9 protein-coding genes and 1 pseudogene are annotated in these 13125 nt (G+C 67.6%); all 10 read right to left on the reverse strand.

Annotation, left to right across the window (positions count from 1 at the left end; genetic code table 11):
• Nucleotides 1–228: pseudogene (locus Q0X61_RS13435) on the reverse strand (hypothetical protein); the annotation flags it as partial.
• Nucleotides 229–339: 111 nt separating this feature from the next.
• Complete coding sequence (locus Q0X61_RS10870) at nt 340–585, reverse strand: hypothetical protein (RefSeq protein WP_297742569.1); 246 nt, start codon at nt 583–585, stop codon at nt 340–342.
• On the reverse strand, nt 578–928 hold the full coding sequence (locus Q0X61_RS10875) for a hypothetical protein (protein WP_297742571.1): 351 nt from the start codon (nt 926–928) through the stop codon (nt 578–580). Before Q0X61_RS10875 ends, Q0X61_RS10870 begins: the two co-directional genes overlap by 8 nt.
• 1 nt (nt 929) lies before the next feature.
• Nucleotides 930–1520 (reverse strand): Panacea domain-containing protein, encoded by a 591-nt coding sequence (locus tag Q0X61_RS10880; protein WP_297742573.1) that lies wholly within the window; start codon nt 1518–1520, stop codon nt 930–932.
• A gap of 178 nt (nt 1521–1698) precedes the next feature.
• The gene (locus Q0X61_RS10885) at nt 1699–2208 is read right to left on the reverse strand and encodes a YbhB/YbcL family Raf kinase inhibitor-like protein (RefSeq protein WP_297742575.1); all 510 of its coding nucleotides are present in this window, start codon (nt 2206–2208) and stop codon (nt 1699–1701) included.
• A gap of 76 nt (nt 2209–2284) precedes the next feature.
• Nucleotides 2285–3298 (reverse strand): aldo/keto reductase family protein, encoded by a 1014-nt coding sequence (locus tag Q0X61_RS10890; RefSeq protein WP_297742577.1) that lies wholly within the window; start codon nt 3296–3298, stop codon nt 2285–2287.
• Nucleotides 3299–3471: 173 nt separating this feature from the next.
• A complete protein-coding gene (locus Q0X61_RS10895) occupies nt 3472–4056 on the reverse strand; it encodes a hypothetical protein (protein ID WP_297742579.1) in 585 nt (194 codons plus the stop codon).
• A gap of 167 nt (nt 4057–4223) precedes the next feature.
• The gene (locus Q0X61_RS10900; RefSeq protein ID WP_297742581.1) at nt 4224–6467 is read right to left on the reverse strand and encodes a UvrD-helicase domain-containing protein; all 2244 of its coding nucleotides are present in this window, start codon (nt 6465–6467) and stop codon (nt 4224–4226) included.
• Complete coding sequence (locus Q0X61_RS10905; RefSeq protein WP_297742583.1) at nt 6468–12833, reverse strand: DEAD/DEAH box helicase; 6366 nt, start codon at nt 12831–12833, stop codon at nt 6468–6470. It abuts the gene before it with no gap.
• A gap of 94 nt (nt 12834–12927) precedes the next feature.
• Nucleotides 12928–13125 (reverse strand): hypothetical protein (locus Q0X61_RS10910; protein WP_297742585.1); only part of this gene is annotated, 198 nt, incomplete at its 5' end.

The raw sequence follows: 13125 nt of genomic DNA on the forward strand, positions 1-13125 counted from the left end.
GGTATCCAGCCCCTGCACTACGACGAGCAACGAACGCTCACCGCCGGCCCGGCCCTCCGCGAAGAGTCGTTCCTGCAGCTCCGCGAGGAGTTCACCGCGCGTCGCCATCACCTGCTCACCGTCCGACTTTGTGCCGTCGAAGCCAGGTTTACCGTTGCGATCAAACGTAGCGAGGTCGAAGTCGTCAGTGACGCGCAGCACGTCGCGGGGGTCGGTGGTCCAGCTCATGGGGTGCCCTTTCTGTAGGTCTCTCCATCTTGCCAGCGGGTGACAGGGGAGGGGAGGCGCAGCGAAATCCCCAGCACACGATCACCACGTCACGCGCGAGCAAGTGTCTCGTCAGGCGAGAATCCGCTCCATGTCCTGACGAATCGCCGTGGTGGGACGATACATCCGCACCCTCTCGCCAGAGCTTTCGACTTGCACGAAGCCGAACCGCTTGCAGTAGTACTGCACCAGCGCTGGCTGCTGAACGTCCACGACGAGAAATTTTGCCGCCGACGCGTGGGCAGCAGCGAGGTGCTGGGCGTAGACGCACACCATGAGTACCGTTCCCGTGCCTGTGCTTTGCGAGTCTTTATCCACCGCAAACTTCCCGAGCAATTGGGCGGGGGAAGGCCTGATTCAGGTTATTCACCCAAGGGCTGTTGCTGCCTACTGCTGCTTTGTGCCCGCGCTTGATGTTGCTCGGGATGATCTGATGCGCGCTCAGCGTGAAGAAGGCGGTGGGTTGATCGAGGTTGTCGATCCTGGAGAGCACCCAAACGCTGCAGAGATTCTCCTCCTGCCATGCGCGGGCGTGCCGTTGTAGCCAGTCGTCCATGGAATCGTCGCGACCACAGGTGAAGAACTCCAGATAGTGATCTTCGTCCAGCCTGCGCAGTTGTAGTCCCCGTTGGCCGAGGTAATCGGGCAGACGCGCGTACATCTCAGCGGGAAGGCAAGGAACGAGCGGCCTGCACGAAAGGCACGTGTACTTGTGCGCCAGATTCCACTGCCTCCAGATCTTCCGCCGATACCAGCGAGACCATCGCGGGTGGCAGATCGAGGTCTTCACCCGGCTTGGGAGCGCGAGTGAGGAAATACTCCACGACGTGCTGACTCCCAAGGGTGCTCCGTCCGCTGCCCTCCGGACGCGCAGCCCATGCGTCAACCCACACTGCTTCCTGATGGGTGAGATCCACGAGATCCCAACTGTCCTTCTGCCCGTATGCGCGCCAGACGCCATCGAGCACGGCTGATGTGTAGGCATCCAGCTCTTCGGGAAGATCCTCGCGGGCTTCGCGCTGCGCATCGATCATCGTGATGTCTGCGGTTTTCTGTCCCGCATGCGCGCTGAGCAACTCCCCGACGACGGGTCCGCGCCGCATCGCGTAAAACTTCTCGCCGAACAGTTGCTCGCCGGTGAGATGCGCATACCAGCCGAAGGTATAGAAAGTGAGCTTCTGTAGCTTCAACGTTTCGAGAGAGCCGCCCCCACGGGTAATGAGCTCCCGTGCGATATCAAACACCGTGGCCATCGCGTCCACCTCCCACCGGTCGTTCCTTGCGCCGATCCTGAATCAGTAGTATTTTACGCTGCTCGCTCGTCTCGCTCAATGAGTGAGCGGCGGCCTGGTGGGGGGTGATCGGGTCAGGTGCGCGGACGCAATATAGGCTGACGCCGCAGGATGTGCCTGCTCCGGTTGGCTATCGGCGTCAGTTCTCCCAGGTGCCGACGATGGACCCGCGCGCGAGCACGTGCCCGACGCTCTGGAACGCGGCCGCGGTGGCGGAGGTGCTCTCGTCGACATCGAGCAGCGTGTCGAGCGCGTGGACGGTGAAGTAGTAGCGGTGCGGGCCGTGGCCTTCCGGCGGGGCCGACCCCAGATAGCCCACACCGCCACCGTCGTGCTTCAGGACGACGGCGCCGTCGGGGAGGTTGCCGTTCGCATCGCGCTCAAGGCTACGAAGCGTCGGCGGCAGATTCACCACCGACCAATGCCACCAACCCGCAGGCGTCGGGGCGTCCGGGTCGTAGACGTGGATGTAGATGGACTTCGTGCCCTCCGGCACCTCCGACCACGCCAACTGCGGGGTTACATCGCGGCCACCCGCGCCCACGAACTCGGCGGTGCATTCGAGCGGCAGGGAGCCGCCGTCGGAAAAATCTTCGCTCGTGACGGTCAGCGGTGCGCCACCGTCGATGCCGTTGTATGGATCTCGCATAACCCCACTTCACCAAATCTGGGCGAATGTTGCAGGGAAAACGCGAAACAGCACCGACGGCGACCGCCCACCGAAGCTACGTGAGGCGTTCCTTCGGCGACGACTCGTAGGTGCGCTGCGCGTCCTTCTCGGCCACCTCATCCAGCACCTCATTGACGGCGTCCCACACGTCGTCGCCGATGGGGTTGTTCGAGGCCTTGACGTTCTCCGCCACCTGCTCGGGGCGCGACGCCCCGATGATCGCCGCCGCGACGTTCGGGTTGTGCAGCACCCACGCAACGGCGAGCTGCGCCATGGTGAGGCCGGCGTCGTCGGCGATGGGGCGCAGCTTCTGCACCTGCTCGACGGCCTGCTGGTTATCCAAAAAGCGCGCCACCATGTTCTTGCCGCCCTTGTCATCGGTGGCGCGCGACCCGGCCGGCGGCTGCTCACCGGGCTTGTACTTACCGGTGAGCACGCCTTGCGCGACGGGCGACCACACGATCTGCGACACCCCGAGCTCGTCGCATGCGGGCACAACCTTGTCTTCGATCACCCGCCACAGCGCGGAGTACTGCGGCTGGTTCGTCACCAGTTGGAATCCGAGCTGGCGCGCCATCTGGTGGCCCTCGCGGATCTGCTCAGCCGTCCACTCCGAGACGCCGATGTACAGCGCCTTGCCCTGGCGCACCACGTCGGCGAAGGCCTGCATGGTCTCCTCCAGCGGCGTCTCGTAGTCGTAGCGGTGGGCCTGGTAGATGTCGACGTAGTCGGTCTGAAGTCGCTCCAGCGAGCCGTTGATGGACTCCATGATGTGCTTGCGCGAGAGCCCGGTGTCGTTCGCGCCGCCCGGCCCGGTGGGCCAGTACACCTTGGTGAAAATTTCGAGCGATTCGCGACGCTGACCCTTCAGCGCCTCGCCGAGCACCGACTCAGCGACGGTGTTGGCGTAGACATCGGCGGTGTCGAAGCTGGTGATGCCAGCGTCGAGCGCGGCGTGGACGCACTTCGTGGCTACCTCGTTTTCCACCTGGGAACCGTGCGTGAGCCAGTTGCCGTAGGTGATCTCGGAGATCTTGAGACCGGAGTTTCCTGCGTAGCGATACTTCATACCTTCACCCTAGTCCTGGGCTGGAGGGCCGGCCCGAGCCACAGTGTGAATGAACGGTTCGCAGACCAACCGTTCATTCACAAATTGTTTGGCGGGGTGGACCCCAAGGCACATAGCGTCGAGTTGTCCCGGTCAAATCGGGACAACTCGACGCCGAAGCGGCCACCCCCGGCTCACCGGGAGAGCGGCACCCCCATCGCCTGCACGAAGGATGCCACGGCCTCCGCGGTGCCCCGGTAGTGCGAGGGCGGGATCTGGTCGGTGAGTTCGAGCCGGAGCTGGTCTGCGCCCACCGTGCGCAGACCGGGGATGCTGCGGCCGAGGTCGGGGCCGCCGTGGCAGTTGATCGTGACGTGGCAGTGGCCGTCGAGCATGGCCACCTTGTTGGTGTGCTCCCGCACGAGCTGCCCCTCGGGCGAGTGCGAGCCGCCGGCGCTCTGACTGATACTGACGCTCGCCACCTGCGGCCACGGCACGAGCACGAACCCGTCGCCGATGCCGTACTGGTTGGCCACCAGCACGGGCAGCCCGCCGAGGTTCGGGTTGGCGCGCCGGAGCCTCGGCACGGTGGCGAACGGATACCACAGCGCCAACGCGCCGACGATGATCAGCGCCGGGACCGCCACCCAGGACCTCGTCTCGATCAGCATCGCGACGCAACCCACGGTCAGCGCCACGAACAGGGCCTCGACGCCCAGGAAGGATCCCCACTGGTGGCGATGCGTGGCGGGCGACGGATGAATGACCAGATCGCGCATGGCCGGCAGCCTACTCCCGCAGGGGGTCCGTCACGCTCGTTGTCAGGCATGGCAGAATATCGCCGGTGAGCACGAGAGGGTGGCGCGGGGTCTCGATGCGGCGCTGCGCGCCTACTCGACCATCGGGGAAGGCGGACAAGAGCAGCCAGAGCCTCAGGAGCGCTGATTCAACGGGTCGGCAGCAGCTCGCTCCGCTTGCCGTGCCACGACACCGCAAGCTCATCACGCGCTCTGGACGCCGCAACGTACAGTAGCGAACGTTCGCGCAGCAGGGCGTCGGCGAGGTCCGCCTCATCGTAGCTGAAATCGCGCAGGTTCATCGGGACCGACCCTTGTGAGATGTCGAAGAGCAGTACCTTCGTGAACTCTATGCCCTTGGCGCGGTGCATCGTCATCACCAGAGGGGCGCCGGTCTGGGGCTCGCCCTGTCCCACGACGAACGTGTCGACTCCGCGCTCCGACAGCCCGCTGGCCACCAGGGACGCCTGCAGGTTGTCGCGGACGAGGACGGCCAACGACTCCGGTTGTGCCGCGTCGGCCAACCAGCGTCGCAGCAGGTCGGCGGCGTGATCGAGTTCCTCGCCGGTCGACGAGCAACGCGTCAGCTCCGGCACGGGGCCGCGTCGGGCCGAACGGTAGCCCTTCGTCGACTCCTGCCCGGCCTCCAGATCCTGGTAGTCGCCGCCGTCGAGGATCGCGACGGCAAGCCGCAGGTTCTCGGCCGTGGTCCGGTAGTTGAGGGTCAGTCGCCGCGAACGTCCACGAATGTTGATCCCGTAGTGCGACAACGTGATCTTGTTGCCGTAGATGCGTTGGTGACTGTCCTCCGCGATGAACAGATCATTGGCTCCCTCGCCCACGAGCGAGCGGATGAGGTGCCATCGCGCGGGCGTCATGTCCTGTCCCTCGTCGATGAGGACGTGGTCGGCGAGATACCCGTACCGTGCAGCGCGACGCTGGAGCACCGTCGCCGCGATCATGGTCACTTCCTGGAAATCGGCCGTCGAGCGCTGCTGTCCCAGACGCCGGTATTCCGCGAAGGATTCCCACACTGCGGCCCGCTGGGCTCGGCTCAGGCGCACGTGGCGGCCCGGGCGGGAGACGCGCAGGTAGCGGTCGGCGTCGACGATGCGGTTGGGGAGGACGACCAGCTCGTACTCCGATTGCAGGAAGTGCTTGCTTCGCAATCCTTCGGGCAGCGACGGGTCGGCATTGGCCGCGACGACGGCCCACCGGTCGTCCTTCTTGCGGGGGGTGATGTCCTCTCGCCCGGTACCGAGGACGTCGGCCACAGCCGGGAGCAGGTCTGCCCCAGCCGTCGCGACGACTTCCCTCGCGATGGCGTCGATGCCGGCCACGACGGCGCCCGGAGTGCCCAGCTTGTCGGTGATCGGCAGCGACGGGTTGAGGCGTGCCAGATCCCGTCGCATCGCTGCCGCGAGCGTGGTCGTGAACGTGGTCAGGAGCACGCGCGCTGCCGGGTCCTCGCGCAGGAGATGCTGTGCTCGGTGCAGCAGCACCACGGTCTTGCCCGTGCCGGCGCCGCCCGACAGTCGGAATGCGCCGTTGCGCGGCCGCAGCGCGAACTCCTTCTGCTCCGGGTGCAGGAAGACGCGCCATGCCCCGAAGTCGCCGCCGTCGATGATGCGGCGAAGTTCGTCGACCCCGTCGATCTCTGCGAACTCGATGCCGGCCGAGGGGTGCTTGAGGCGCGCGAGGATCTCCTCGTCGCTCGGGTTCTCCGACGGCGGGGTGTCGACCTCGATGTGCAGCTCCTGCAGCACGTCGGCCACGGTCGAGCCCGTCGCCAGGCTCAGCAGCGCGTGCTGCTGCCACTCGGGTCCGTCCGCTGCAGCGGCCAGCAGCGCGCGTTCCGTCTTCGCCATCACGGCGGCGTCGGCGACGGCGCGCGGCAGGCCCAGGACGTTGACCAGCTCGTCCCACGTGGCCCCGACGACGACCTCCGGCCCCTGCGCGGTCGCCTCAGGGGCCGCTGGGCGCGGGCTCGCGACGGCGGGCTCCGGTGCTGGCTCGGCCGGATGCAGGGCCGGGGCTTCCTCTGCCAGCGGCGCCTCGTCGGTGCTCACGGTCCGAATCTCCGCCATGCCGTTGATGCTGTTGATGTTGAGGGTGACGTGCTTCGCCACGTCGATGGCGTCGTCGTGGTTCCAGATGCCGTGGAACACGAACGCCATGTCCTCGCCGGCACTCAACTGGAACAGCACGGCTCGGTACTGTTGGTCCACACGACCCGTTCTGACGCGGGGATCGACGGAGCCGACGATGGGTTCGATGTGGAGGCCCGGAGCGGTCGGATCGGCGGTCAGCTTCTCCAGGAAGGTGAAGGCCTTCTTCTTCAGGTTGCCGTCGATCTGGTTGGCCTGCTTGGCCATGATCAGGGTCGCGCCCATTCAGTTGACCTCCTTCAGTGCGGCCGCGATCGCAGCGGCATCGGTGTCGAAGCATCGCCAGCCGGCGGCAGTGAGCAAGGCGGTGGCGTCGTCGTCGGGGGTGAGGAGGACCGCGATCCGCGGGCCCTCCCACGCGAAGTCGACGGGCACGTTGTCGTCGCCCACCTCCGCGCCAGCGAGGTCCGGCGCCCGGACGCCGGCTGAGGCTAGCGCGGCGGCCAGCTCCTCGCCCCCGAACGCCTCGTCGACGGCAGCAGCCCAGTCGTGGGGGAGGGGCGTCGTACCGCTGGCGGCATGCGCACCCGGCTCGGTCGCCGCCAGCTCGGAAGTCGTGAGGGCAGCCACGGCCGACGCTGCGCGGGTGGCCTTCGGCGCGGCAGGCGAGTGCTGCAGCGTCTCCTTCATGGAGGTGATGATCGTGCTGGCGAGGTCGCGGCGGAAGATGAGCGCGTCGCTGATGCCGAGCCATTGCTGCCAGCTCTGCTTGAAGTTGGGCATCCCGAGGGCCTTGTCCCGGTCGTCGAGGATCGCGACGACGTCCTGCTCCTTGTGCGCGCCGCCGTGGAAGCGCACGAGGATGCCGACCTGATCTTCGCTCCACCACATCGCATTGCCCCTGTCGTCGGCGGGGAACACGGCAGGATCCTCGAGGAGCGCGGCCGCGGCCCCAGCGAGGTCTGCTCGTTCGGGGAGACGGAGCCGGGCATGCTTCTGGACGGCCAACGGCACCCCGGAGGCGAATCCCTGCCACTGTGCGACGCTCTGGTCGCGAAGCAGCGAGGACACGATCCGCATCGGTCCGCCGAGCGCCGCCTCGGCGATGCCCGGCGTCGTGGGGAAGTGGGTGGTGAGGCGGCCGATCGCCTGCAGATTCGCCCACGATGGCCCTGGTGCCACCGCGTCCAGCGGGGCGGCGACGTCCTGCCACGTGATCGAGAGTACCTCGTAGCCTGCGTTGCGCAACGTGGCGCGCTTCTGAGCGTCGTCGGCGATGCAGTTGTGTTCGGGCGACGCGTGGTACTTGTAGCCGTCGAGGTAGATCGCGATCTTGATGGCCGGGTGCTCCGACGTGAGCTCGAAGTCCATCTGCGTGCCCAGGGTGAGCACCTGCGGGGCGAGGCGCCACGACTGTTGTCCGTGCGTCAGCTTGATCGTGTTGCCGTAGCCGGTCGAGCTGGGGGTCTGCGTCACCTGCATGCCGATCGACTTGGCGATCTCGAGGAAGCGCTCACGGAACTGCGCCTCGAGCGCCGACTCCGGGTCGTGCTTCGTCGTCGGCTGTTCGGTGATCTCCCACTCCATCCCGACGGGGACCCCGTCGGCTTGGCGGTTGCCCGAGTTGAGGATCGCGCGGAGGTGGCGTTCCGCCGTCGCCCGCGAGACGTTTGCCACGTCCCATGGCGGCGCGAACGGCAGCAAGCAGCGGTGGCATGCGAGTCGTTCCTCGGTCTGGCAAGGACAATCACGGACGACTTCGTAGGCCCGGTGCAGCAGACTCCACAGGTTGGCGGGGTCGACGAGATCGGCGAGGTAGCCCGTCCCTCCGGGGACCATGTCGTGGAGGAGCAAGGCCTTCACGGCCGTCCCGTCCGTACGTGGGTCGCGTACCGTCTCGACCCCGATGTGGTCGGGGGAACCGCCGAACTCATCGCGGATGCCCATCAGCAGCGCGGCCTGCAGGCTGGGCTGTGCGAACACGTCGCCGGCGGTGACGTCGAAGGGCAGTGGCAGCACGACGCCCTGCGTCACCAGCGTGCGAGCCAGCGCGATGCTCTGCGTGTGCTCATCGGCCGACTTGCGGTACTTGCACCAGGGGCGGTGCTCTTCGAAGGAGTTGCTGCTGGCCTTCTCGTCGATGTGTCCGCACTCGCTGCACACCCGGAACAGGGAGGCCGAGCGGTCGTCGGAGCCGATCGTGAGCTTCGTCGACAGGGTCGTGGCGGAGCCGAGGTTCAGCCAGCGCAGGGTGAGCTTGTCGAGATACTTCGCGCCGAAGTCGTACCCATCCACGTACCACTCGGTGGCGACGTGCTCCGGGTCGATGTCGGCGAGGCAGGCGATCTCGAATCTCGTCTGGGTGCGGTTCTCGTCGTCGCCGTTGATCCGGTGGCCCTCCCGGTTGATGTCGGCCGATGCACGCAGGAATTCGAGGGTCTGGAGCTTCTGTCCGATGTCTGCGATCCCATGGTCGCCACATCGCGGGCACACCGAGACGGTCACCGTCTTGCCGCTCTCCTCGACGTCCTGCACGAAGCCGCAGGTGGGACAGCACACCCACGGCCGGACGCCCTCACTCTTCACGCCGAGGTCGACGGCGTCGATGCGGATCTTCCACCCGCGTGCGTAGAAGGTGTTGCCGGGCGCGAACTCCGTGAGGGCCGTAGCCGTAGGCCGCTGGAAGTCTGTGGCCTCGTGCTCGTACTGCTGGGCCTCGGGGTTGTGCCAGGTGATGCTGACGTCGAGGGTTGTCGCGTCGCCGAGCAAGGTGTAGTTGGGCAGGAGCCCGAACTCCTCCATGACCGAGATCCAGTACTCGCCCGTCATCTCGGCGATCTGGTTCTTGGTGAGCTTCATGGCGCTCTCGGCCATCTTCAGCGCGCGGAGGGCCTCGTCGGGGGCTGCCTGGACGTTGGCGGCCTGCATCAGCTCGGGCAGCGACTTCTGGATGTCGTCCTTGCGGTGGGCCAGTGCCTCGTGCCGCAGCCGCCAGCGCAGGGAGGCGCCGATCACCTGCTCGGCCAGGCCGCTGCTCCGGGCGCTCCCGCTGGGCGTCGCCCACGCGCGCAGGTGCTCCACCGAGGCGTCGCGAAGCTGATGGTCGAAGGCACCGAGGAAGCGGTCGAGATGCTCGTCGTGGTGCGCCTCGGCCTCGCGGATGAGACTGCCCAGGAAGGAGCGGTCGTCGGCCGACTCCATCGCGCCCCGTGCGGTGTGCGGGGTGTCCTGGGCCACGGCAGCTCGGTCCACGAGGTGGGCGAGGTACTGCCGCTGCAGTATCTCCACGGCGCTGAGGAAGATCGCGGGCGGTCGGACGCCGCCGTTGATCATCGACAGCGGGTCGCCGAGCCGGGGCAGGGTCTCGCCGCGCCCGGTGATGTAGGCGAGAGTGAGGGCGTTGCCGGTGGCGCGGCCCGCTCGGCCGATCCGCTGCAGGTACGACGCGACGGTGCGCGGCAGCGACGCCAGGAAGACGGCCGAGAGGTCGCCGATGTCGATGCCCATCTCGAGCGTGGGCGTCGCGACGAGCACGTTCGGCTGCTCCGGGTCGGTCCCCCCGGCCTTGAACCCCTGCTCGAACTTGAGTCGCTCGTCGGTGGGCAGCAGGCTCGTGTGCTCCCGCGCGACGATGCGGCGCATGTCCTCGCTCGCGTAGAGGCGACGGTAGAACCCGTCGACGGTGAGGGACGCGCGTCCCAGCGTGCCCGGGCAGCGCGTGTTGAGGCAGGGCGCACCGTCGAGTTGGTCGACGGTCGTCGTTGAGCCCGGCCACTGGCTTCGGCACGTGGTGCAGACGAGCAGGTGGCGGTCGTGGAGATCCTTGTCATTGACCCGGCGGACCAGCACCCGCTGCGACGGGATCGCGTACGCCTTCATCCCCGACGGCGAGGTGCGGGTCTCGAGGGCGCCATCCGCGTCGAGGGCCTCCAGGAGTGCCTTGGCGAGAATCGCTCCGTGGTTGTGGGTCACTCCGAGGATGCGACTGGTCCAACGGGCGTACCAGCCGCTGGCCTCGGTGACGTTGTCGAGGAGCTGCTCGGAGCGAGCCTTTGCCCCGCCGACCCGTGGGAACGCCGGCGCTGAGCGTCCCGGCGGGAACGCTGGCATGCCCTGTCCGCGAGGCCTGCCGCCCCAGATCTTCCAGCGCCGGCCGTCGTCGTCGAGGTACCCGTGCAGCCACTCGTGCATGATGGCCCCGCGGAGTCGGAGGTGCTCGGCGACGCCGCGCACCCAGGCGGTGAGGACATCGTCGGAGAGCTCACCCAGCGCCTGCTCCGCCGCCCTGGCGACGACGTTCTTTCCGATGGCGGCCATGCGGGTGGGGGAGCCGATGTCGACCATCGCGCTGAGCGAGCCCGTCCGTTCGAGGGTGCGTCCGATGCGCGACGACAGACCGAACTCGAGCTGCACGTCGAACAGGAGGCGCCGCCGGACGTGCTGCTGGATCCACCGCGGGACTGCTTGGACGTTGGGCTCCGTCCAGAACGGGCGGAGACGGTCGTCGCTGGCCAATTCCGCCGGCAGGATGCGGTGCCGACGGACGAGGTCGTCGCCGGCGCGGGCGAGGATCGCGTCCGTGAGCTGCTCGAGGTCGAGCTCGACGACGTCGGCGAAGGCGTCGCGCATGACGGCGCGCATCGTGAGGACCTGACTCCGGGCGGCGACGAAGCCGGCCCGGTGGGCTGCGTCCTGCACGCTGTCGGTGAAGATGAGCGCCTTCTTCTCGCGCTCGTCGAGCTGCGGCGTGCCGAACAGCGACGACAGGCTCACCGAGAGCATCGTCGCGATGGCCGAGCCGATGAATCGGATGCCGTCGGACTCCTGGCAGGCGGGGCAGACGTCCTTGCGGGAGTTGGATTCGGCGTCCAGGCCCACGTGCGTGATCACTGGCAGGATGCGGCCCTCGCGCAGTTCGCGGTCGTCGCTGTCCGGGGCGGTGGCTTGCAGAGCGCGCGCGGCGGTGTCGAACCACTGGAGCCCCTCGAGGCGTGTCTCCGTGGACTCGAGCCCTTCGCCGGGGGCGTGGATCAGCGCGCGGAAGCGGCCCTGCTTCGCGAAGTGGCTGCGCCGGATCGAGCTGGGGTTGCCGACCAGTTGGTTGCCGCTCGGGCTGAGCTCGACGCCCCAGCCGGAGCGGCCGCAGTGGCGGCAGTAAATGGCGGGAAAGGCGTCGTCCTCGCTGAGCCGCTCGCCGTCGTCGCTCCACAGGTAGTGGGCTGCGGGGCTGGCGGTGCGGTCGATACGGGTGAGTTCGCGGACCCAGAGGTGCAGGTCGATGTTGGCCGCAGCGCGGCCGACGAGCGCGCGGAGGTGGGAGGCGGCGGAGACCACATGGGTCACGAGCTGCGACGCGTACCCGAGCTGGATGTCCGGGGGGAGGATCGCCCGGGCCAGATCGTCGACGTGCACCGCTTGGCGTGTGTGCACGACGACGGCACGGAAGAGCGGCAGCGCCTTCAGATGCTGCAGCAACGTGGACGCGTCGGCGGACGGCTTTGGGCCCTTCGTGAAGAGCTCACCCAGCAGCACGTCGGTGATCTCGGCGCCGTCGATCACGTCGTCGAGGCGGTCGACGATTTCCTGAGCCACGGTCTGTGTGATGGCGACGGGCTCCGCCCCGGTGGGCGGCCGAGCGTCGGCGAACCACTCGTCGATGGTCTGCCGCGACTCCCCGATCACGCACGTGTCGTCGAACGTCTCGCCGAACACCTGGGTGGCGAAGGTCGTCATCACCGACGAGTCCCGGCCGTCGCCCAGCGTGGCGGATGTGCCGACGGGCGTGATCTGCCCGAGAGGGCGCTCCCACTCGACGTCGGTGTGGTTGTCGTCGGCGGAGCCGCGATCCGGCCAGTGGCTCTTCAGCGTCAGCCCCAGACGGCGGAGCAGCATGGCAACGTCGGTGCCCTGCGCGCCGTCGTAGGTGTGGAACTCGTCGAGGACGATGTAGCGCAGGCTCTCCGCGCTCTCGGCCCAGATGCCGCGGTCCTCCGACCGCAGGAGCAGGTGGTCGAGCATCTTGTAGTTGGTGAGGAGGATGTCCGGCGGGTTGTTGCGGATCGTGTAGCGGTGAGTGATGAGGCCTGCGGTGGTGACCGTGTCCCGCTCAGGGCCCTTCTCGCCGGTGTAGATCGCGGCACGGATGCCCGCGTAGGGGTTGGTCCTGCCCGGCGCCGGCTCGCTCGCGATGAGCTTCGCGAGGCGAGCGGCCTGATCGTTGGCGAGGGCATTCATCGGGTAGAGGATCAGGGCTTTCACCCCGTACTGCCTGGCCTGCCGCGCCCTGACCACGTGGTCGAGCAGCGGCATGAGGAAGGCCTCTGTCTTGCCGGAGCCCGTACCCGTCGTGACCAGCGTCGGCTTCGGGCGGTCCTCGCGGCTCGAGAGCCGACGCCATGCCTCGGCCTGATGCCCATGCGGGATGAATCCCTCCGGGACGACGTCGAGCGCGCCCTCCCAGCCGGTGGCGGGGGCGAACGGCAGCCGTGTGCGCACGAACGGGCCACGGAAGATGCCGTCCGTGCCGTCGGCGAGGAACGCGTCCAGGGCAGCCTTGGCGTCCAGATCAGCGAGGGCGAAGGTGGTCGTCAGGTAGTCGCGCAGGGCGGCCTGGATGCGCTCCGCCTGGGTGGTGGGGATCAGTTCGCTCACGACGTGGCTCACCCTTCGACGACGCGGTGCGGCCACTCAAACGGATGGGTTGAGCCCTGCATGTGTCTCCTTCGTCGGCTGGTGTGCGCTTGTCCTAGCCTAATTGCTGATCGTCAATGTCGGGATCGGGCACTCGGGGCTCACCGAGCACGGTCGTGCCGAGCGGATGACGATAGGCAAGGTCGCACTCGCTGCGGTCGACGGCCACTAGTGCTCCGTCTCCCTCCTCAGCCGGCTCTCGAACTCCGCGTAGGCGACGCGCATGTCGTGCTCGCGGTCGTAGTGCTCGAAC

Source organism: uncultured Tessaracoccus sp., from assembly GCF_947255005.1.
Taxonomy (GTDB): Bacteria; Actinomycetota; Actinomycetes; order Propionibacteriales; family Propionibacteriaceae; genus Arachnia.

Bases quoted from the DNA above. Each gene is read 5' to 3' on its own strand.
- Q0X61_RS10885 (WP_297742575.1), bottom strand. From the start codon at position 2,208: ATGCGAGATCCATACAACGGCATCGACGGTGGCGCACCGCTGACCGTC.
- Q0X61_RS10875 (WP_297742571.1), bottom strand. From the start codon at position 928: ATGTACGCGCGTCTGCCCGATTACCTCGGCCAACGGGGACTACAACTG.
- Q0X61_RS10880 (WP_297742573.1), bottom strand. From the start codon at position 1,520: ATGGCCACGGTGTTTGATATCGCACGGGAGCTCATTACCCGTGGGGGC.
- Q0X61_RS10895 (WP_297742579.1), bottom strand. From the start codon at position 4,056: ATGCGCGATCTGGTCATTCATCCGTCGCCCGCCACGCATCGCCACCAG.
- Q0X61_RS10900 (WP_297742581.1), bottom strand. From the start codon at position 6,467: ATGGGCGCGACCCTGATCATGGCCAAGCAGGCCAACCAGATCGACGGC.
- Q0X61_RS10890 (WP_297742577.1), bottom strand. From the start codon at position 3,298: ATGAAGTATCGCTACGCAGGAAACTCCGGTCTCAAGATCTCCGAGATC.